The sequence below is a fragment of the Kribbella rubisoli genome, assembly GCF_004217145.1.
Classification (GTDB): domain Bacteria; phylum Actinomycetota; class Actinomycetes; order Propionibacteriales; family Kribbellaceae; genus Kribbella; species Kribbella rubisoli.
Genome location: NZ_SHKR01000015.1, coordinates 539,362 through 562,275 on the forward strand (window position 1 = coordinate 539,362; position 22,914 = coordinate 562,275).

At 70.0% G+C, this 22,914-nt stretch carries 8 protein-coding genes; 2 read left to right on the forward strand and 6 right to left on the reverse strand.

Annotated features, from left to right (window positions below; all coding sequences use genetic code 11):
* Positions 1-3: 3 nt before the first annotated feature.
* Positions 4-1,524, forward strand: a complete 1,521-nt coding sequence (locus EV645_RS32045; protein WP_206751458.1) for a C25 family cysteine peptidase — start codon at positions 4-6, stop codon at positions 1,522-1,524.
* A complete protein-coding gene (locus tag EV645_RS32050) occupies positions 1,521-1,763 on the forward strand; it encodes a hypothetical protein (protein ID WP_130447776.1) in 243 nt (80 codons plus the stop codon). The genes EV645_RS32045 and EV645_RS32050 overlap by 4 nt, the downstream gene beginning before the upstream one ends.
* Before the next feature lie 6 nt (positions 1,764-1,769).
* On the opposite strand, the gene EV645_RS32055 is transcribed toward EV645_RS32050, so the two are convergent.
* Genes EV645_RS32055 through EV645_RS32080 form a run of 6 tightly spaced genes read right to left on the reverse strand, consistent with a single transcriptional unit; the run spans position 1,770 to position 22,863 of the window.
* Positions 1,770-5,231, reverse strand: coding sequence for a beta propeller repeat protein (locus tag EV645_RS32055; protein ID WP_130447777.1), 3,462 nt, complete (start codon positions 5,229-5,231; stop codon positions 1,770-1,772).
* A gap of 9 nt (positions 5,232-5,240) precedes the next feature.
* Complete coding sequence (locus tag EV645_RS32060; RefSeq protein ID WP_130447778.1) at positions 5,241-9,107, reverse strand: hypothetical protein; 3,867 nt, start codon at positions 9,105-9,107, stop codon at positions 5,241-5,243.
* Complete coding sequence (locus EV645_RS32065; protein WP_130447779.1) at positions 9,107-10,159, reverse strand: hypothetical protein; 1,053 nt, start codon at positions 10,157-10,159, stop codon at positions 9,107-9,109. Before EV645_RS32065 ends, EV645_RS32060 begins: the two co-directional genes overlap by 1 nt.
* Before the next feature lies 1 nt (position 10,160).
* Entirely contained in the window at positions 10,161-12,143 is a 1,983-nt protein-coding gene (locus tag EV645_RS32070; RefSeq protein ID WP_130447780.1) for a hypothetical protein, read from the reverse strand.
* On the reverse strand, positions 12,140-22,171 hold the full coding sequence (locus EV645_RS32075) for a DUF6603 domain-containing protein (RefSeq protein ID WP_130447781.1): 10,032 nt from the start codon (positions 22,169-22,171) through the stop codon (positions 12,140-12,142). Before EV645_RS32075 ends, EV645_RS32070 begins: the two co-directional genes overlap by 4 nt.
* The gene (locus tag EV645_RS32080; RefSeq protein ID WP_130447782.1) at positions 22,168-22,863 is read right to left on the reverse strand and encodes a hypothetical protein; all 696 of its coding nucleotides are present in this window, start codon (positions 22,861-22,863) and stop codon (positions 22,168-22,170) included. The genes EV645_RS32075 and EV645_RS32080 overlap by 4 nt, the downstream gene beginning before the upstream one ends.
* Between the last annotated feature and the right edge of the window lie 51 nt (positions 22,864-22,914).

Sequence of the window (22,914 nt, forward strand, 5' to 3'; positions counted from 1 at the left end):
ATCGTGACGAACCGCGCCGCGGCGCGGGCGAAGTACGGCGCGGGCGGGTGGCGGCAGATTCGGGCTGCCGTCACTGCGCTCGTCAAGGCAGACGCTGCCAGGGGGATCACCACCCGGCTGATAGCACTGGATTCGGCTGCTGACGCCCGCAAGGTCGGCGCCGCCCAGATTTCCGCTGTGGCCGATGTCGCCGGCACGAAGGCGCTCATCGACCAGATCTTCACCGCATGGGACCCGGCGTACCTCATGCTGCTCGGCGGTCCGGAGCTGGTCTGTCTGGTGAATCTCCAGAATCCCTTGTGGACCGGCGATCCGCAGGACGATCCGGACCAGTTCATCCCGAGCGACCTGCCGTACGCCTGCCCGACCCCGCTGACCTTCGCGGCCTCCGCCTATCGCGGCCCGACCCGGGTGGTCAGCCGAATGCCCGACCTCACCGGGGTGCACGACTGCGGCGCCCTGCTCACGCAGCTCGACCTCGCCGCGACCGCCCGAACGATGATCCGGCTCTCCCCGGAGCCGGTGTTCGCGGTGAGCGCGAAGGTGTGGCAGGTCTCGACCCGGAAGTCGATCGCGGGCCTGCCGGACGTGAGCGGCGTCGTGAACACGTCGCCGGCGGAGGGCCCGAGCTGGACCAAGAACCAGTTCGCGCCGAGGCTGCATTTCGTCAACTGTCACGGCGCCGAGTTCGATCCGGACTGGTACGGGCAGGCCACGCCCAGCAACTGGAATCTCCCGACGGCTCTTGCCGCCAAGAACCTCCCGGGCCTGGCCGGTCAGGTGGTCGCCGCCGAGTGCTGCTACGGCTCTGCCCATTGGCCGCCATCGGCTGCGGGCGGCCAGGCCGGCCTGGCAATGACCTACCTGATCAACGGCGCCGCGGGAGTCTTCGCTGCGACGACCGTTGCCTACGGCCCGGCCAGCACGAACAACTACGCTGATGTGATGTGCCGGCTGTTCGGTGAAGAGGTGCTCAACGGCGCGTCGCTCGGCCGAGCCGTGCTGGCGGCGAGGCAGCGGTATGTGGCCGGCCAGCCGTTCATTGATCCGACCGATGTGAAGACGCTCGCGCAGTTCCAGCTGCTCGGTGATCCCTCCGCCGTACCGTTTCAGATGCCGGACGGCGGCTCTCCGCCCGCAGGCCGTCGCCGGCGGTCCGTTGTCGATCCACCGAAGGCGTCTGCAGCGACCCTGGCCCGCCGCGTCACCCTGACTGCAGTAGGGACGGCACTGGATCAGACGATTCTGGCGAGTACGCCGGAAGCCCTGCCGCAAGCTGCCATCGACCGCGAGACGCTGGTCGGCTTGGTCGGTCGGGAACTCCCGTCGGACCTGGCGATCCGCAGCTTCGGCACCGAGCGCACCGAGCGCACCGAGCGTGCAGCGGGCGGCGTACCGGCCGAGCGGTCGCCGCGCGTCCATGTCGCGTTCGTCCCGGCCGGCAGGCAACGTCCGCCGTCGCTGGTTCTGGTGCGGGAGCAACCGGGCGCCGACCCGGAGGTCCGGGTGGTGGTGCGTCGGTGAAGACGACCTCGACGACCGGCACCATCTCGATCCGCCGAGTCGCGGCGGACTCGAAGAGTGATCAGGTGACGGTGGTTCTGACGACGCCGGATCACGCTTGGCTGTTGCGGCGTACGGGGCAGCAGCCGTTCGGCATCGACCCGGACCTGGCCGAGCTCGACGGGAGAAGGGTGGCCGTCACCGGCTACGCGGGCGGAGGTGTCTTCCTGCTCACCGAGGATCCCGTCGCCCTCGATTAGGGACGGTCAGCTGAGCTGCAGCGACTTCGCCGCGGCGTGCGGCGAGGAGGTGACCAGCTGGTCGCCGGTCTGGGCCGTGTTCGCCCCGCCCAGCGCGAGATCGGCGGCGCTGATCTGATCCAGTTCGCTCATCACCACTGCCAGGAAGACCACCGCCGAGCCGGTTGCATCGGCGCTGAGATCGACGTCGAAGGTCACTGCCTTCGGGACTCGCGTGTCGACGCCGTCCGCGGGGCTCTGCCACAGGTCCGTCGATGCTCTCGACCAGCCGTCGGGCAGCGCTGCGGGCTGCGCGGCCGAGGGCGCGGCGGCCACCAGCGCGGGCCACAGCAGAGTGATCGGTACGACGCCGTCCGGGGGATAGCTGTGGCGCAGCAGCGCGACCTTCACTTTCGCTGCCGGCAGGGCGTCACTCCATCGATGATGGACGAGGACGTGGACCTTCAGGTGGCGTGCCTTCGTGGACACCTGGGCGCGATCGGTGGCCGGGCCGGCCTTGGGGACCTTCGCGAGCTGGGACTCCGTCGGTCCGGTAGCGGCGGCCGCACCGGTCGTATCGATGACGATGTCGGGGCTGTCGTCCCAATGAACGGGGTTCTGCTGGTCGCCGTTGAGCAGGGCGCCACCTGTCGGAGTCGGCAGGACCCGCCGCGTGTCGGTCGGATAGAGCCGCAGGAACGTCCGCGGTTTGGTGACCACCTGGCCGAGGTCTACCTCCCACACCCCGCGCGATTGGATCGCTGCTCGCAACAGCTTGACGCCGGAGCCGGAGAACAGCGAGAGGTCCTGGACGGCGGCCGTCGGCAGGCCGTTCATGAATCGCTCCCAGACCCACGAGTACGTCGGCGCGCCGCCGATGGTCAGCGTGCCTTTGACCACGCCGACGCTGGTCGCGACGTACACCGTGCTCGGCAGGTCCGGATCGACGAGGACACCGAGCGCCGGTGACGTGACTCGGTCCGCCGGGGTCGACCAGGTGCCGTTCGCATGCGGGTTGCGCAGACCGGTCGGCATCCACTGGTCCTTGCCGTCGAAGAACCACAACGTGTCCCGTCCGGTGCCGCCGTACGGCGTGCCCGTCGTGGCGACGTAGCACGAGCCGAGCGGTCCCAAGGCAGGATCGTGCACAGACAGATCGCTCACGATGCCGGCTGCCGGGAGGAAGGCGAGCGGCTGCCCCGCTTGGAAGGCGGTTGTCTCGGCCCCGGGCAGTGGATCCTTGATCTTCTGCCGTGGCGTCGTGGCCATCGGCGTCCACGTGAAGGGCGCCGAAGCTCCGGCGGCGCGGCTGCCGACCATCCAGACCACGCCGGTCGCGTAGAGCGCGACCGCACGTAGCACGAGACGTCCGCCGGCGTCGTTGGGCGCGACGCTCAGCTTGACCGTGATGACACCGGAACCGCTCGCCCCGGTCCCCACATAGGTGCTGCTGCAGCAGTCCGTCGAGCCGACCGTGTCGCTGTAGGTGGCCGGCCCGGCCACCGGATTGAGCACGTCCTGGGCGAGGTTCGGATTGTCGCCGCCGCGCGGATCGGTTGCTGTCGGCAACGTCACCCAGGAGCGGCCCCAGTCGCGGCTGTACCAGACCCGGTCGCTGCCGAAGGCCAGGTGGGTCTCGTCGCCGTGTCTGACGGCTGTCGCGCCGGAGTAGAACAGGGATGCCTGGGACTCGATCGTCTCCGAGGTCTTGAGGGCGCTCTTCGCACGGGCCTGCCGGCGCTCGACGGGCGCGATGCCGGAACCGTCGCTGCTGTTCCAGGTCGCCTGGGTGTACTGCCGGAAGTACCGGCCCTTGTCGGCGGGGTCGAAGACGACTCCGCCGCCGTCGCCCCGGAACGACTGGCGCCAGACTCCGTCACCGGTACGGATCGCCGTTCCGTTGTCCTGGAATCCGGCCGCCACGACACCGGGGTTGGTCGGATGGCTCGCGACGAACCCGGGCTGCAGCACGGCCAGACCGTCGTTCAGGTTCGCGAACGTGCCCGCATCTCCGTCGGCGTCGGAGCGGAACAGCCCGCCGTCGCAACCGACCCACAGCGTGTGTTTGGTCGCATCGGCCGGCGAGACCGGCCCGCCGCGTACGACGTGGACGTCGGCGTGCACCCCCTCGCCGACGAGGGTGGGGTTGGCCGCTGTCGCCGTTGTGTCGCACCGGTAGAGGGCCGCGTTCCATCCCGTCGACGTGGACACGGTCGCACCGCCGACGTAGACCCGGCCGGCGGTCGTCGGGTGGGTCTCGATGCACATGTCGTAGTCGGACTGGTCCGAGGCCGACAAGAACAGGTCCTCGGCCATCCCGGTCAGCCTGACCGCCGCGAGACCCGCCAGCGACGCCGCCGCGGCATCGACCAGCCACAACGCGGCCGGGGGATCCTGGCGCGAGTTGCCGGCGGGGATGACGGCGCGGCCGAGGGCGAAGAGCTTCGTGCCGTCAGTTGCCAGCCGTATGCGGGTGCCGCCCCGGTTCAGCCGGGCGGTCCGCGGGAGCGGATTCTTGGCGACGCCGGGCAGACCTACGGCCGTGAAGACCAGAGCTCCGAGGTTGATCGGGTTGGCGTCGGCGCCGGTCAGCTCGGCCGCCATCAGGGCGCTGGCAGTCGCCACCCAGATCCGCAGCTTGTCAGGTGCGAGACGGGTGAGGACCACATCGAGCGGCTGCGTCGCGAGGCCGTTGACCCAGCTCACTGCCTTCGTCCACGTCCCGCCCGGGACCAGTACATAGAGGCCGTTCGTGGTCGCCGCGACGAGCTGATTCTTGACCGACGGATCGCCGGCGATTCGGAAGAACCCGTGTCCCCGCAGGGTATCCGGGTCGGTGGTCCTGACATCGCCCTTGACCACCTGCCAGGCGCCGGCGGCTACCGCCGGGTCCCGGTTGAGGAAGCCGACGCCGAGGAGGTTTCCGCCGGGCAGGCCGCCGCCCGGGTCACCACCGGCCGGCAGCGCGGGCATCAGACCGCCGGCGGCGAGACGCGGCTCGCCGGTGCCGACCCAGACGACGTCGTCGGACCCGTCGTCCTGGGCGCCCCAGATCACGTGGACGGCGCCACAGGACAGGGCGCTCGAGATCGTCGCCACGTCGCTGAGGTCGCTCAGCTGGAAGTCGTCCAACGGGGTCCAGGTCTCGCCGCGGTCGGCCGAGAACCAGGCCCCGCCGCCGGCCGAGGCGGCGTACAGACGGCGTCCCTTGACGGGTTCGATCTGGAGATCGCGGATCCGGCCCGCCACGTTGGGATCGCCGCCGGCCTGCCCGTTGGTCATCACGGTCGGGCCGATCGGCAGCCAGAGGTTGTGGTCGCCGGACGGCGCGGTGTGCGCAACGGCGCGACGGCTGCGGCTGCGGGCCCGCTTGGGCAGCGGGCCGGTCGTGCCCGGATCCTGCATCGGCCGGTACCGGTCGAGGAAGGCAGCGCGCGCCTGCGGCCTGTCGTCGCCCCTGGGCGGGGCGGGCCAGTCGTACCTCGCCATCGCGGTCTCCTAGCTGCTCGTCGGCGTGCCGTCGGCCGGGGTGCCGGGATCGGGGGCGATCCGGATCCAGCCCTCTTGAACCTCCGGCTGGGTGTCGGGCAGCAGCGCCGACTGGGTCGCCGACAGGATCGGGTCGTCCCTCCAGCTCGAAGGGGTGTCCCGGTGGGTGAAGAGTTGTTCGGCCGGGAACGACGCCACCTTCGGCAGCCGGACCTTGTCAGCGTCGATCAGCAGCGGTCCGCTGCGCAGCGACGGCGCGATGGTCGCGAGACCGGGCTGAACCCAGTCCCTCGCCAGCGATTGGCTCGTCCGCGGCAGAATCCCGGTGCTGAGGTGCGCCTTGCCGCCGGGGTGCATCAGCAGGGTCAGCCGGATCGTCTGGCCGGGACGGATCCGGATGCTGCCTTCGGCATCGATGTACGGAAGCTCCGGATCGATCGGGACCGGGGCCAGCGGGGCGGCGTTGTCGGCATCCAGTACGCCGCGCCCGCGGCCGCTGGGCAGCGCCTCGTCCGCGATCACGCGGTCGACGAGGTGGAACACCGAGAAGTCGTCGTCGACGAAATAGCCGAGCAGGCCGTCGTCGGAACGGGTGACTTCACCGAGCCTGACCTCGAAGCTTTCCTGCGCGAGCGCGTCGTACGCCGCTTGCCGGCCGGTCCGCAGCGACTCGTCGGAGTACACGCGGTTGTCGAGATCGCGCTGTACGTCGAGCGACAGCCGCGCAGTCACGACGGCGATCGGCCGGCCCACCACGCCGGCGATGTGTTCGGTGCCGAGCGAACCGAGCGGATCGACGGTCCACAGCGTCGTGTCGATGGCACGGAGCAGCGCCGACAACGCGGACTCCGCTCCGGCGCGGTCCGGCGTACCCTGCCGGGCTTTGGCATCGGCGGCGACGACGCCGGCGGCGATCCAGCCGACCCGGTGATGAGTGACATCGGGATCGTCGGTAGGTCCTGCCGCCGGCGCGACGTCCGTGCGGCCCGGTGCGATCTCCCAGGACACTGCGTCCGAGAACGGATCGTGCAGGAGTTCGCCGAGCGGCCGGCCGTCGGTGGCGAACACCTCCAGCGACTCGTCGAGGTGGTCAGGGAGCAGGAAGCCGGCAACCGGATTCACCTGCGCGGCCGGATCGGCCTGATCGACGCGGGCCAAGGCTGCCTCCGTGGACGTCGACGTGGCGTCCACCAGGTCGAACCGCCAGCGGGACGGCGGCGTCAGCCGTGGGCGGCAGAGCATGGCACCGTCGTCGCCGTACCGGACCCGCTCCGGAACCAGCACCCGATCGAGTGGCAACGGTACCCAGCGACCGAAGGCGTCGACCAAGCGCGCCGATGTCATCGTGATCAGACCTTCGGCCAGCAGTCGGGGGAGAGCCGACACGACAGCCTGCCGGGTGCCGTCATCGGCTTGCTCGGAGTCCTTGTGCAACAGCCCACGGTCATAGCTGAGCCCGAGCAGTTGCTCGCGAATGCCGTCCAGGGCGAGTGACATCAGATCGAGCTCGCGCAAGGAGTCGCGCAAACCCGCCAAGGCGTTCTCTGTCGACGGATCGGCCAGGCCGTGGCCGCCGATATCGCGCTGTCTCTCCTCGTTCAGCCAGCGGTCCAGGCCTGCGGCGATCGTGCCGGCCGCGCCTGCGGCCAGTGGAGAACGGCCTTGGAAAGTCAGCGTCTCGGACGCTGTCGGGAGCGTGTCGGCGAGCGGCTCGAGATCGGTTCCGGTCAGCTGCCAGCCGGTTGCGGGCACCAGACCGAAGCTCACCTCCCAATCGCAGAACAGCGGCCGCCAGGGTTGTCCCCAGATCGTCACCCCTTCGGGATGCGCCCAGACGCCGGCCGAGAGGGAGGCACGCAGCAAGCCTTCGGTCGCCTTCTGCCGAGTGGCCGCGGAGTTCACCGCCGCGCCGGTGAAGGTCGCGAGCCGGCTGTCGTCGGCGGAGTAGTACGCGTGTGCGACGGCGGACTCGGCCAGGTACCGGATCGAGGCCAGGGAGCTGTCGGTCCCGCCGGCCTTGGCGCGGTTGGTCCGCCAGCTGCTGAGGAACGGGTCCTCTGCCAGGGACTCCCGGGCGAGGGCGAGGATCTCGTCCGGGATCGCGGCTGTGCCCAGACTCGCCAGCAGTTCGGCGCCGGCCAGAATTCCGCTGTGGCCGCGGGAGACCTGATCGGACAGCCGGCAGACCAGGACTCCGTTGGCTTCCTCGCGCTCGACCGCGGACAGGACGCGGCCGCCGCCGGCGACACCGACCATCGGCGCGGCCGGTTGGTGGAACGCGGGCGCCGGCCGCGGGACCTCGCGAACGACGGCCGGGGCCGCGGGCGGCATCGCGTTGAGCAGCCCGTCGAAGCGCGAGATCGCTTGCGGTACGAACGTCTCCTTGGCAGTCAACTGCGGGCGCTCGATGGCGCTCCACAACACACTGGCCTTCAGCACGATCGGGGTCTTGCCCGCGGTGCCCGAGACCGTCGTACGGCGGAAGCGCGCGCCCGGGTCGGCCGACGGCGCCGGCTTGTCGACGAATCGGTCGACGCCCTCGACGCCGCCGGGCTGCGAGACGAATCCGTGCGCGTGCTCGTATTCGGCGACGTCGGACCAGATGTCGCTGTTCCCGATCCGGATCAATTCGCCGGAGGCGAAGGCCGCCAGCAGCCGTTCGGCGTCGCGTCGAGCGTCATGGTCGGCTGGGTCGGCCGGGCCGAGGTCGGTGCCGGCCGCGGACAGTGTCGCCGCCAGCTCCGGGGTGGAACTGCCGAGCACCACCCGCAGGTCGTCGGACGCCGGCCGGCTGTCCGGGGTCGGTGCTCCGTTCAACGGGACGCCGTGGATGCGTCCGTGCAGCAAGGTCGTGCGCGTCGGCGCCGGCGGAAGTGCCGCCGCCGCGACCACGTCGTGCAGGAATCCGCTCACCATCGGCGAAAGGGTCTGCGCCACCGGACTGACCGAGCCTGGGAGTACGCCGGACGCGGCGGCCTTGCCGGCGTCGAACGCCAGCGGCTGGGTGTACCGCTGGGTCGCCGGCAACCCGAAGGTGTCGGCCACGCGGTACCGCCGATCGGAAGCCGCGCGCTGATCCGTGTTGGTGCTCGGATGATCGGGGTCGTTCCATCTCAGGTCTTTCAGCCGGCTCCGGTAGCCGACGTCCGTGCCGACGCCGTCGAGCGGGTCATGTCCGGAGATCGACCACCACGCCGCCACGAGATAGGACACGGCGTCGCCCTCGACCTTCGTGCCGGTCAGGTCGGCCAGATCGTCGTAGAAGCTGAATCGGCCGAGCGCCGCGTCGTACGACTGGGCCCACGAGGCACCGCCGGCGTGCGCGGTCAGCTGGTCCGCGGGTACCGGATCGGCAACCGACGCTGGGACTCCAGCCGGCCAGTCGGACAGCGGCGTGACGTTGCCGGTGTCGGCCTCGACGACCCAGCCGGTCGCCAGGGGAGTGGGACTGCCCAGTGGTACGGCGAGCCGAATCACGACCCAGCGGTCCGGGAACACCGGCAGGCTGAGCCTGCGCCGGGTCGCGTCCCCAGGGGCGGCGGGATCGTCGACGAACGTCCCCCGGCTGAGCGCCGCGGGCGGCGACCACAGCAGGTGTACGCCGGGTGGGCGCGGCGTGCCGGCGTCGTTGACGTCCAACGGCGGGGGCTCGGTCTTGCCGTCCCGCCAGTGCAGCCGCACCATCGGCTCGGAATCGTTGCCTCCGGCCCGTACCACCAGCGCCTGGACGTCGACCGGAACGAGCAGCCGGGGCTCGCGGACGAGGAAGGTGTCGAAGTTGTTCAGGTCGGCCGCGATCGCGCCGAGCTGACTGAGCGCGGCCCAGCGAGGTGTCAACGCCGCCGCCCGCACCTGGTCCGGGTCGAACTGGCTCATCACAGACCACCCAGTACTTTCGCGGCCAGCTGGAACCTGTCGGCGAGGGCGCCGATCTTGATCGTCGCCACGAAGGCATCGGCTGTCGCCGGAACCGACGTGTCACCGAACACCTGGCGCAGCGGGAAGCGCAGCATCTGCAGGGCGAACTCGGCGGAGTCGACGGATGCGCCCATGTTGGTTGCGGCGATGTTGATCATGTCCTGGTTGAGCTTCTTCATGTTGATGACGCCCGGTGCGCCCGGCCGGAACGGCACCGGCACCGTGACGTCCTGGCCACCGGACTTGATCGGACCGTTGTTCGGAGCAGCCACATCCCGGACCGTCACGACCGCGGTCTGCTGGGCCGGATCGGCGCCCGGGTCGAGCCGCACGCCGAACTGGATGCCGGACCGAGGTTCCTCGAGGTGTACGACGGCAGGGACACCGTCGAACAGCACCAGCAGAACGGCCGGCGCGAGTCGCTCCATCCGGAGCAACCGGACCCGGTCCGGACTCGTGTCCATATCAGGGATGGTCTGGTCGTCCGGGCGCGTGTCCGTCGCATAGGCGCGGACGTGCAGACCCGGCCACCCCGACACGAGGCGCGAACGCAGCAGGAAGCCGCTGATCTGACCCCCGGCGCCGATCGGTCGTCCTTCGGCGTCCACGGCCGGGGCGTCCGAATCCTTCATCCGTACCAGGCGTTCCGCTGCATCGACCTCGTCGCGCACGGTCCGGTACAGCTCGGCCAATTGGATGCGGTCCGCGGCATTGACCGTGCTCGCGCTCAATGCGCCCTCGACAAGGGCGTCCGTCGCGTTGCGGTCGAGGTAGAAGAAGCGGATCGTCTCGGCCGGGATCAGCTCGGCGTCCGGTACCAGATAGCTGAACGGCACGCCCTGGAGCAGACGCAGCTGGGCCAGGAACCGGACGATCTCCGCGGGTACGACGCCGTCCGGCCTGATGCCGTCCTCGACGCCGTCGGGGCGGGGGAGCTGGGTGAGGGTCAGGGCCAGCGTTCCGACGGTCGCCTTCATCGCATCGACGTAGGTCTTGGTCTGCAGTTCCATGTCAGTCCTCCGGCCCGTTGATCCGCGCCCGGGCAGCGGCTTCGCCGATCAACCGGTCGAGCGTGTCCTTCTTCCGGCCGCGCCGGGGCTTCTGGCCGTGCGGCGGCGCCTCGGTCGCCTTCAACGCACTCATCACCAGATCGTCGACCCGGAGGCCGAGGGTGTTGTTCAACGCCAGCAGGGAGGCCTTGTCGCCGGCCGCCGGGATCGTCGGTGCCTCCTGTGTCTGCACCGGCACGGTTGCGAGGCCGTCGACGCCGTAGGCCTTGGTGATCGCCATCAGCCGGTCGGCATCGAGGCCGAGGCCGGCCAGTACGTCGGACGTCTGGAGCTGCAGGAGCTCGGCCGGCATCCGCGCGGCCGTGACGGCGGGGGCCGATGGGCCGAGAGCATCGGCCGGCAGGGTGACGAAGGCATCGACGACGACGGTACGCACGAGGTCTTCGAGCGCGTTGCGGCCGCTCGCAGCGCCGAGGCCGAGTCCGGTCACGACCGAGCTTGCCAACGCGTCGGCGAGTTCGCGGGCCCGCGCGGCGCCGAACAGCTCGCGGCGCCACTGCATCAACTGCGCGACCAGGGTCGGCTTGTTCAGCGTCAGCAACCGGCCGATCTCGAACAGCGCCGCGAGCGAGATGTCCTCCCGGCCGTCCGGCACCACCTTCCGCAGCTGGTCGCCGGTGTGGGCGAGAGGAAGGACGCCCTGCACGGCTTCGGCACGCACGGTCGGCTGCGGCGTGAGCGGACCGCGGTACCAGGAACGACTTGCTTCGCCGCGTCGGGTGCGATGGGCGAGGGAGATGTGCCCGGTCGCCGCGACCTCCAGATTCGGGGGCGCGGTCGTTTCGTCCACGGTGCCGAGCAGCCCCACGTCCAGGTTGTTCATCAACCGCTCGAAGCCGCCCTCGCCGGTACAGGTGAACTCCCAGGAAACCAGCACCGGGAATCGCAGCTTCCGGACGAGCACCTCGGCGAACCCGGCGTTGACGCCGGCCTTGTACGCGCTCGCGGTCTGGAAGTCGGCCGACCCGGCGACACCGTTGACGACCGGGCCGATGGCCCACGCGCCGGCTTTGCTCTCGATGCCCTGCGCCGTACTGAAGGGCACGAGGCTGCCGGACTCGACTGCCTTCGCCACGCCCTTGCCCTGGATCTGCAGCGCCGGCCCGAGCGTCATGGCGATCTGGTCGATGGTGGCATCCGGAGCGGGCGCGAGCAGTTGCTGGTCGATGAGGTCGGTGGTGAGGGTGGCGTTGAAGGAGTGCGACGGCGCGGGTTCGGTCGGCAGCAGGACGTCGAGCTGGCGCTCGAGATTGATCAGGTACGCCGTGTATTTGAGCGGCTTGGCCTCCGCCCCCGCGCTCGCGGGCGCGGCCGGTTGCGGCAGCCGGCTGGACAGCACCACCGCGAGGAAACCGTCGTCGTCGCCGAGGGCGAGTTCGGTGTCGCGCAGATCCACCTTGCGGACATGGCACAGCAGGTCGAGCTCGTCGCGGCAGGGGAACACCTTGTCGACGATGTCCTGCCCGACCTCGAGATACTTCGCCTTCGGTACGTCGGCCTCCGGGCCCAGGTCGATGCCGGCCGACACACACCGCGAAGGATCGACGTCCGGCGACAACGTCCCTTCGCCGTCCGCGAGTACGACGAGCGCGAGCCACGGGGGCTGTTGCCCGGCCGGGCTGCCTGGGGCGGGGTTGCGTTCCCACGGCAGCGTGCGTCGCTTGATGACGATCTGGGGCAGTCGCTCGCGCCAGTCTCCCTCGGTCCCGGCCGGCGGGAACGTCGACAGGATCTGGTCCGGCGGCAGCTTGTAGCGCGGGGCGTCGACGACCAGATGGAAGGCGGTGTCGTCGATCGGCACGGTCGCCGGGCCGTCGTGGGGAGTCTGAGCGATCACCTGCTGCGAGCCCGTCGCGGTGTAGGCGCCGGCCGGTAAGGCAGGACGCGCACTCGGGTACAGCTCGAAAAAGCCCGGAGTCGTCACCGGCGTGCCCCCTTCTTCGCGGCTTTCTTCGCAGGCTTCTTCGCAGCCTTCTTGACGGCCTTCTTCGCAACCTTCTTGGTGACCTTCTTGGCGGTCTTGCTGGGCTTGTCGTCGGCGGTATCGTCGCCGAGAGCGATGCTGACCTGCCGATCGCCGGGCCCGCCGACCAGCGGTTGCCGCACCGCCGCGGCGATCCCGGACCTGGCCAGCGATTCGGCCATCGCGACCGCATCGACAGACGTCCCTAGTACTCCGGCGAGCTGTCCCGTGCCGCAGCCCTCGACCGAGACCCGTGGATTCGGGCCCTCGGTCTCGACCGCGTAGATCAGGATCGTCCGCACTCCGTCAACGAGGACCCGCGGCGGCTGCGGCGTACCGGTTGCGTCAAGCGACCGGACCGCGTCGGCCAGGTTGATCGACACCTCGGCCGCCGCGTCGCCGCCGACCTGGTCGTCGATGACGACTGCGACTGCGCCGACCGGGTCGGTGAAAGCGGTGACCACGCGGGCCGCGGTTGCCAGTTCCCGTCCGCTGACCCAGCCGCCGTCGCCTCGCTCACGGTTGCCGGGCACTCTGCTGCCCTGAGCTGTGACGACCACGCCGTCGCCGAGTGCGGCTCCCCAGCCCAGAGCAGGCAGCGACTGTCCGGCGTACCAGCCCGCGAAGGAGCCGCCCAGTGCGGCCGACTGTCCGAGTCCGACGACAATGACCCGTTCTGTTGCCATCGGCAACTCGACGTCGATCCGGGGCCCTTCCGACCCGACAATGCGATCGTCGAGCACCTGGCCACCGGCGGCGAGGCACAGGACCCGGGTCAGCACTCCGCCCGTCACACTCAGGACGTCGGGGTGCTTACCCGTCGGCCGATTCGCGATCGTCACCACCGCAAGCTCACCGTCATGCAGGATCGCTCCGCCCTTGGTGCTCTTGCCTGTCTTCGGCAGTCCAGCGACGAGACCCGCCGACATCGCGGCAAGGCGCTGCTGCGCAGCGGGCGTAGGCGCCGCGTTGGCGACGGCGCCGACCGCCTCCGACGCGAGCCGCGTCAGCGGTGTCACGCCGACGGCCGAGAGGGTCGGTCCGGCAGCCTGCGCCCGCCGCGGGATGAGGTGAAGCGCCATCTGGGTCTGGCCCACTGACGCGGCCTGAACGGTCGCGAGGCGCGGTGCAGCCAACGGTACGGCGGTGCCGCGGTCCCGCACCGTGGTCCTTACCGGCCGGTCGAGCGTCAACGTCATCGGGACGCCGAGCACGCTCTTCACCATCGGTGGCACCCGGCGCGGCGGCGTGGGGGAGCGGTCGACGACTGCGGTCACTTCCGTGGACACCGCGTCCGGGCTGTCGACGAGATCGTCGGCGAGCGAGCCGAACGTCGGCGCCGCCGCGCGTTCACCGCGCAGCGCGGCGACCGTCGTCCGTCCGTTGCCTGCGGCATCGAGTACGAGGGCGGCGCGGACGAACCGCTGATCGGCGCCCGGACTGCCGGCCACCAGGACCTTCGCGGCGTCCTTCAGCGCCTTCGCTTCCGCGACCCGGCCGTCGGTCTGCCCGCGGTTGGTGATGAACGGGAGCGGTTTCCGCCCGGCCAGCGGCAGTTCGACCTGGTGATAGTTGATCGGCTTCGCGCCGGTGAACAGGCTGTCGGGCAGCCGAGTGTCGACGGTGAATCCGTCGCACCCGTTGACGGTGTCGCCGGCGGGAATGGTCTTCGCGTCCGGGTTCTGCGCCGGACCCCAGACGCCCTTCGGGAACTGGGCTGCCGGTCGCAGGGTCAGCCGGACAGCGTCCAGGCTGAATGCCTGGTTCACGTCCGACGTCACCTTGACCGTGAGTGTCGAGTTCATCGTCGCGGCGTACATCGGGGCGACGCCGAGGCCAGGTGTGGCCACGGTCTCGGCGTGCGATCCGGCGGCGGAGGTGAGGGCGACCTGCTGACTCGGGACCGTGGTCACGAACGTCATCTGGAACTCGGGTACGACGCGGAACGGCAAGTCGGCGCTTCCGTCGGGCGGCTTGGCGACACCGCCCGAGTTCGGCGTACCGGACGTTCCGGCTGTCAGCGCGCCGCGGATGACGGCTGCCTGCACGACCTGGGCGTCCTTCTCGCCGCGAAGGTACTTCTGGGCGAAGTCGCCGGCCGACAGGGCCCGCTCGGCCGGGTCGGCCCGGTCGCCGAACGAGAACGGGATACCCACCCCGCAGATCGAGAAGTGTCCTTCGACGTGGATCGGCGGCCCGGACACGTTGACGTCGAAGCCGAGCGACACGTCGATGTCGATGCTGCCGAACAGCAGCCAGATGGTGATGCCGACCCGGGCTTCGGCGTACACGTCGATGTCGAAGAAGAACGGGTCGAAGAAGACGATGCCGTCGCCGCCGAAGTCCAGGGACGCGTGCGCCGGTCCCAGGTGAGCGGCGACGTGCATGCTGGCTCCGGCCATGATGGCCTCGGAGCACAACGCGAAGTACACGCCGCCTTCGACCTTGATGTTGCCGTTCGGCTGCCAACGCAGGCCGACCCGGGGCACCTCGGGATAGCCGTCGTGATGGAACCGCGGATGGTACCCGCCGACGGTGATCACGAACTGCCCGGCGTTCGGGCCCTTCCACCAGGTCTCGAACGCGAATCCACCCGTGAGCCGGACGGACTTGTCGAGCAGCCAAGAGTTCTCGGTGAGCTGGGCCTGGACCAGGAGGAGCCCTTCCTTGGTCGAGAACCTCGCGAGCAGCGCGAGCTCGATCGAGACCAGCGTGAGCACCGGCGTCGGGAGCAGCGCGCGGGCGAGTCCGAGGACGGCGATCTCGAGGCCGTCGCCGAACTGGACCGTCACAAGAATCTCTCCGGTGACCAGGACGAAGCTGGTAAAGCTGAGTCCGGCCGCGACCCAGTACTCGCCCCGGGCCGCAGGCACGATCGCGCGCATGTCCTGGAGTTGGCGCATCGGCTCGGGCGGCGGCCCGAACGCACGGAGCGCCTGCATGAACGGATGGGTGCCGATCTCGTCGATCGTCGGCGTGTGCAGGGCGCGGTTGATGCCGAAGCCGACGGCGATGCCGGTCACGAAGAACGCCGGCGGGCCGCCGATCGGGGCATGCAGGACCCCGAAGGCGAAGAACGAGGCGAACTCCTCGCCGCCGGGCGCGGTCGGGTGGGCGTAGCCGCCGAACATGTCGACCCGGTAGGTGCCGTAGCCGATCTGGAGCATCCCGAGGTACTCGACGCCGCTGAGCGGGGCATCGAGCGGGAACTTCACCAAACCGCCGGCCAGGGTCAACGGGCCGAAGCTGGCTGCGATCGCGAAACCGTCGACGTCGACCTCCCACGACGTCGGAGAGAACAGTGGCCGGGAGACGTGGTAGCTCAGCCGCAGCTTCTCGACCGCCGCGGTCAGACCGAGCAGCGACACCTGTCCGTCGAGGTAGAGGCTCACCATCTCCAGTTGCCGCGGGGTGAGGTTCTGCCGGTACGCGACCCCGAGGCCGACCTGTTCGAGGTACACGGGCCCGAACGCGCGCTGGATCGGCAGGAACCACGGACCGTCGCCCTGACCTGCCTGCAAGGTGATTGCTACGCCAGTGCCGTGGTCCTGGACCGCGAGGGCCGGGCTGAACGCCGGCCGCGGTGGCGCGCCGCTGCCGCCCGCGTCCCGCATGATCCCTTTCGCGACGGCGTTCTCGCCGCCTCCGGACCCGAGCGGAACGGCAAGCCCGCCGAGCTCGACGTGTACGCCGCCGGCCAGATCCGGCACACCGCCACCGCCCAGAACGATGCTGCCGAACAGATGCAGCGCGACGGTTTCCAGCTTCAACCCGGCATCCACCAGCGGCCCGGTCGACTTGCCGAGACGAAGACCGACCCCGTTGATCGCGATCCCCGGTGCAGGTTCGATGCCGGCCCCGTTGACGCGCAGCAGGTCGAGCACGATGCCGGGAGAGGGGCGCGGGCCGGTGGGCGGCTCGATCCACGACGCATCCACCACGAGACGCAGGCTCAGCTCGCCGTCGGGGGTGAGGTCGATTCCCGCCTGGTCGGACGTTGACAGCGATACCCCGAGCACGCCGTCGGTGTTCGCGGCTCCGAACTCGAACTGACCCACGGTGACCTTGGGAGCTGCCGTGGCGAACTCGTCGGCCAGCGTCAGCAGCTTTCCCGGCCAGCCGGACAGCACGTCGGGCAGCAGCCGCGGCGGGACGTCGTCGGTGAGGATCGAGCCCTCCAGGACGTCCTTGACCTTCAGGCCGCCGGTGCCGACGGCCTTGTCGAGAAGGTCCTGGATCTCTTGGACGCCGAGTACCCATCCGCCGACCAGGTCCAGCACGGCACTGATCGCGGCGAGCGCGACCGCTGTGGCGTTGGTGTCCTGCGCAACGTCACCTGTATTCGTCCGAGTGCTGACGAGAACGCTCAGACCGTCCGCTTGCCGCCAGCGCCCCGCGAGTTCCCGATGACCGGCGGTGGTCGGGGACAGCGCGTCGAGCCCGAGCCCGACCTGGATCTCCCAGCCGGATCCGGCGTCCGAGCCGGCCCGCACGAACGGCCGTACGATCGGTCCGTCCAGGTCGATGGTCGCCGGGCCGACGCCGGCCGACCACCCGGTCAAGCCGGTGGCGTCGAGGTCCATCGTGAGGTCGACGGCGTCGATGACGGGCAGGCCGGTCACGCTCGCCGACACCGAGACCGCCAGCGGGTTCGCATGGATGACCGCTCGCGCGGCGCCGATGTCAACGGTCAGTACGCCGGCACCGGACAGTACGGCTGCATGCTCGCCCGCGGGCAGGTCCAGCAGCCGCACGAGCAGCGGATCGAGCGCGGCAACGCTCTCGGTGAGAAGCGAAGCGAGACGGGCACGAAGGTAGGCGGGCGGGTCAGCGGCCAACGCCTTCAACGCAGTCGAGTCGAAGACAGCAGGAGTTCCTGCGGCGAGAGCCAGGCCGCGACCCATCGCTCCGACCAGCTCGCCGATCTCGGTCCGTACGGCGTCTCCCGAGAGCGCGGCCAACTCGGTGAGAGCTCGGGGCAGTACCTCGACGACACCGGTCTGGAGCAGTGCCCCGAGTCCCGCTGTGTTCGGGTAGAGCTCGACGTCGGCGCCCGTCGCCGGGCGAAGGATCAGCCGTAGGGCGCCGCCGCCGACCAGCAGATGCGCGGCCCGGCGATGCTGCGGGGTCGTCGTACCGGCTGGACCGTCCGGCACCCCGAAGTACACCTCGATGCTCGGGCTGGGGGAGGTCCCTGACAAGGTCAGGCCGGCGGTGAAGCCGGCCGCGACCGAGGCAGGCAAGGCCAGCCACGACGTGACATCTACGGCGAGGGAGAGCACCGGACCCGATGATCCTGGCGTGGCGGTCACCGTGACGCCGTTGACGATCGGCCACTGACCGCGAGGGCTTGCCACAAAGCCGAGGAAGGGCTTCAGCGACTCGAACAGGTTGATGACTTTGTCGGCGTCGAGCGGGCCGCCGGACACGACCGAGAGCTTCCCGGCCTCCCGGAACCAGCGGGCCGGATCCTCGAACAGTCCGACCGGCGACGACATCGCCCGGAAACCCTGCGCGTCAGCGGCTTTCAGCATGCCGAGTGCGTCGGTGAGCGCCTCGAGCACCAGGCCGACCCGGCGATCGATCCGTCGCAGTCCCTCGAGCAGGATCCGGGTGGCCTCGGCGGGAACCGCAGTCATGGCGAGCTTGGCAAGACCATCCAGATCGAGCGTCGGCAAGAGAGCTATCGGCGGTACGCCGGGGGGCCGGAGCAGCTGGACCCGCAGCGGAGCGGTCTCGATCGACAACGCGAAGGCATCAGCGACCGGATCGCCCAGGCCGAATGCCGCCGTCGGGCGGCCGGAGCTGTCGAAGTCGACGGTCGCGTGACAGGCAAGGAGACCGTCGTTCGCCGCCGCGGTGAAGCCGACGGTGCGCGCGGCGAGATCGGCTGCGACGGTGACGGGGCCGGACGCAACCCGAACGCTGTCACCGGTCACAGTCATTCCGGGAACGATGGCGGCGAGGGCGTCCAGCAAGGCTGTCCGGCTGGTCGCCTGCGCGGCCAATGCGGCCACATGCCCGCGCGGATCATGCAGGAGATGCAGGAGGGCGTCGGGGACGAGCGCCCCGCCGGGTTGAGTAATCGCCAGCGCGCTGAACAACGACGAAAGCAGTTGGGCCGGACCGGTCGGCACGGCCGCGAGTTTCGCTGTCACCGCTGCGACAAGTGCCTGCGCCTCGGGCAGGATCGGCTTGGTTTCCAGCTCTCCGGTCGCCAGCCCGGGTGGTGCGGCGAGCAAGGCCGAGAAGTCGGCGCCGAGGGCAGAGCCCTCCTGCAAGGTGAGCTGTGCGGACGATTCGCCGCCATGCAACGCGATCTCGATGCGAGCGCTCAGCCGGCGAAGTTCGAGCGGAAGTGCACCGCCGCTCGGTACGACGCCCGGTCCGCCGATCAGCCACCCGTCCGTATCGGCGACAGTGAGTTCGAGAACCAGGCCTGCGCTCGCTGCCGAGACCTCGCCGAGAGTCAGGGAAACGGCGCCGGTGACGGTTACGCCATGGCCTCCCGGCGGCAGGAGCAGGTCGAATGGCACCCGCAGAGCCGCCCTGGTCGATTCCGGCAACGCGTTTGCTTCGGCGACCCGAGCCTGAGCTCTGCCCGACAGTCCGGCCGCGAACACCGCGGTCAGCGCACGTGCCACGGCGGCATCTTCGAGTACGCCGAAGACGGCAACGGCGGACAGGCCGGTACGGACGGGAAGCTGAGGCCGCGGTGCTTCGAGATCGGTCACGAACGGGACCCCGCGAGCAGCAGCCATGAAGCCGTCGACGAGCTGCCGTCCGAGCGCGAGATCGGCATCGTCGTGCTCGGCCGGATCCGGCGGCGGTAGCAGTGCGCGCAACAGCCGCACGGCATCGGCAGGTACTCCGGTTCGCGCCGAATCGAAGGTGACCGGGCTCCACGGCGTACCCAGGGTGATCAGGTGGGTGACACCGGCCACTGCGTCGGCAGCCATTCGTGCGGCGTGTCCGGCACCGCCGAGTGCGACCAGTACCACGGGCCCGGCGGTCGCGAGACTCCGCAGTACATTCTCGAGACGCTGTGCCTGGCCGACCAGACCTGTTGGGTCGTCCACTCCGCCGAGAGTCGCGTCCGCTCGCGGTGCGAGGGCGACGACCCAGTCACCTGTCGCCGGAGCGGCCACCGTGAACGAGGCGGGTGCGACTCCAGGGGTTGTCAGGTCGAGCAGTCGTCCGGCCGAAGTCGTCCAAGCCGGGTCGCTCGCTGAGGTGATGGCAACGCGGACGACCACGGCGTTGGCAGGGAGACCGCCGTTCACCAGCGTGTCCAGTTGGAGTGAGGCCAGGCCGGTGTGATCCAGGTCGGGACACCGTACGACGGTCAGCGCCTCGATCGGATCGGGTGGCGGCGCGACCAGCCCGTCGGTACCGACCCAGCGACCTACGAGGGCCGCGAGCCCGACGGCGATCCCGTCCCGTCCGGCCGCGAGGGCAGCGACGTCGGCACCGGCACGAGCTTCGTCGAAGAGCGCCTGGGCCAGGCCGTCCGGCGGTAGACCGGGCATGCCAGGACGCCAACCGGTCAACGCCTGACCGGCCACCGAGGCTGCGAGTACCGGTCCGTGTGGAGCCATCCAGACCGACAGAGCTGGTCCGGTCCCGGTTGGCGTAAGCGCCGCGAGCCAAGGGTCAACCGGCGTACCGGAGCCGCTGAACGATCCCGCCAAGCCGTCGAGACTCCCACCGAGCAGATGAGCGATGGTCGAGGTCAGACTCCCCAACAGGTCGGCGTCGGTCACCAGCGCGCGCAGCCAGGCCGTGAGTGTGGGACCTGGCGCGGCGACGAGCGACTGCAGCGACAGCCGCGGACCGGTCAGCCCGCCCGACAAGGTCCAGCCGGTGAGGTCGACGAGGTCGGAGAACCAACCCAGCGGCGCGTTCGCGGCGAGTACGCCGAACAGCGCTTCCACCGAGTTCCACGCTTCGGCCGGTACGTCGATATGTCCCGCGGCATCAACTGTCGGCAGGACGAGCGGGATCCGGTCGACTCCGGTGTCGATCGCCAGACCCGGCGCGAGCAACTGGACGGCGAGGCCATGGTCCGGGCTCCAACCGGCCTGGAGACCGATGAAGTCCGCGGCGATGGCCACCGGCCCGAGTGCCAGTCGAGCCTCGGTCCCGCCGCTGGCCCGGAGCTTCACGGTCAGGTCGATCTGCAACGGGAAAGTGGCCCGAGGGCCGGCCAGGTCGAGCGCCGCGAGCCGAACCCGTACCTCGGTTCGCACCTCGGTGCATCCGCCGCCGAGGTCGTCGACGAGCAGCGAGACGACAGGCTCGACCACGAGGACGCCGTCGACCAGCGCGAGATCAAGCCGGAGGTGGTCGATGATCGGTACAGACCACGGTCCGACGGCGGCGTCGACCACCGAGATCGCCTCGGTGATCTGGGCAGGACCGGCCACGAGGTTGCGCAACCGGGTCAGGACGGCAGGCACCTCGCTCGGATGAACAGTGAGCAGTTCACGCCACCACTGCGCGAGGGCGCCGAGCGGATTGCTGAGCAGGTCGACGCCGTTCAGCGCCGGCATCGCACCGGTCGGAACCAGTCCCAGCAGACCTTTGAGCTCCGCGCCGGCACCGCCGAGCGCATCCAGGGCATCCGCGAGCAACGTGGCCGCGACCTGGCCGGCAGCGGCGACGACGGCGTCCGGGTTGGAGAGGTCCAACTGCTCATAGGGATGGCCGTCGAGATCGACATCCAGCAGTTGCACAAGTGCGCGCGGTACGCCGTGGTCCAGAGTCAGGCCGAGCCGTACTGCGCCGACCGCGAAGTTGTTGGTGTCGACGAGTTTCACCCCGGCGCCGGTTGCGGTCACGGCGATCTCGGCGTTCGGAAGGACTTGCATCGCTGCGTTGGCGGTGTCGATGGTGAAGAGGTCGGCCGTTGCTTCAGCGCCGAGCCGGACGGCGCCGGCGACGTCGGTCGACAGGCGCACGGTGAGCCGTGGAGTGACGACCAAATGGCCACTCGGCCCGGTCTGTGCGGCGAACTCGAGCTCAGCGGTGGCTCGACCGCCGGGAATCGGGATCTTGACGAGACCGGACGACAGCGATCCGTGCAGCAGCTCAGCGAGGACAGCGAGCCAGGCGTCTCGTGCGGTCGGCGAGCCCATGATGGCTGTGAACCAGTCGCGCAGCCTGCTCGGACCCTGACTCAGCAGTTCGGCCACGGGCAATGGCGGGATGCCGGCCGCGGCTCCAAGTCCGAGCAGGCTCAAAGCGGCTTGGACATCCGCGCCGGCCGGACCGGCGAGACTGTCGGCGCTCTGCCGGACCAGACCGAGTACGAGCGACAGCAGTGTCTGCTCCAGATCCTGCCCCGCCCCGCCGATGGTCAGGTCTTGGCTGGTGGCAGCGCCAGGCAGATGCAAGTCCTTCAGGACCAACTGGAACTGCGGCGTTGCGCCCGCAGTGAGCGCGGTGTCCAGTCCGATGCTGACGCCGGCGAGCCCGAACTCGTCGACGGCCGGCTGTTGCGACGAGAGGGTGAGGTCCGTCGACAGATGGACCAAGCCGCCCGCCAGCAAGGCGAACGGTTGCGCCACCGATCTTCCGGCTTTGGCTGCGCGATACAGCGGGATGCGCACGTCGGTCGTGGTCGCCGGATCTTCGGTGCTGAAGAAGACGGCCAGGCCGATCTCGATGTAGTCCGCAGGATTCGCGTCAAGCGAGACCTTGATGGTCAAGTCGGGCAAGTCGGTGCCAGGAGCGAGCGTTCGCAGGTCGAACAGGTGCAGCAGCGTCACTCCGCCGCTCTCGTTGTGTTCGCCCGCGGCGAGTACGGCCTCGGCGAAACGCACCATCGCGGCTCTGCGGCCGTCGTCCGCGAGTACGCCGCTGAGTAGCGCGGCCGGATCACCGAACCAGTCGCTGTCGAGCTCGACACCGCTGTCGCCCTGGGCCAGAAGGCCGATCGCCAGCCCCAGGTCGGCGATCTCCGGATCCAGTGTCGGCAAGCCGGTCACGGGGTCGTCCGGGAGGCGAGGAACGTGTGGCGTCCGATCGGTGTCACGGCGAGTCCGTCGGCGGTCACCGAGAACCCCGCGGTGACAAGCTCCCGCCCTGACCGGTCGTTGCCGCCGCCATGGCTCAGCGACCCGGTCGCTATCACCAGGGTGTGCCAGGCCAGTGCGATCAGCTGCTCGGCCCAGTTCTCGACGATGGGCGCCGGTCCACGCGGATGGTCCTCCGACGTCGCGATCCCGCCCGCCGGCCGGTCCGGCGTACCGGTGATGAACGAGACGGTGACCTCCGCGTCGCCGGTTTGATCGCACGAGACCGGGATCGTCACGACGACCGCGCCGGTGCGGAGGTCCGCCCGTACCTCGGCGATCTTCACCAGGAGCTCGTTCCCGTCTTCCTCCCAGTACACGGCGGGAATCGGTGGCGTCAGCTTCGCTGGGTCGAGCCCAGAAGCCACGATGGCCGCCGTCGGAATCAACGCCTTCAGGATGTCCGGCGTGACAGACCTGTCGGCCGCTGCGGCCCCGGGCCCACGAGGCGCCAGCGGGATCGTGTCCCCGAGCGCTTTGAGAACCCGCGCCTTGGTCTGAGGATCAAGGTCCGCCCGCTGAAATGCAGCAGCGAACAACGCCATCCCCGACAGCGCATCAGGCCCCGGAATCCCACGCGGCGTCCCCGCCGCACTCGGACTCACGACCGCCCCAACCCCAAGAAGGCATGACAAACCATCCCCCACCCCCACAAC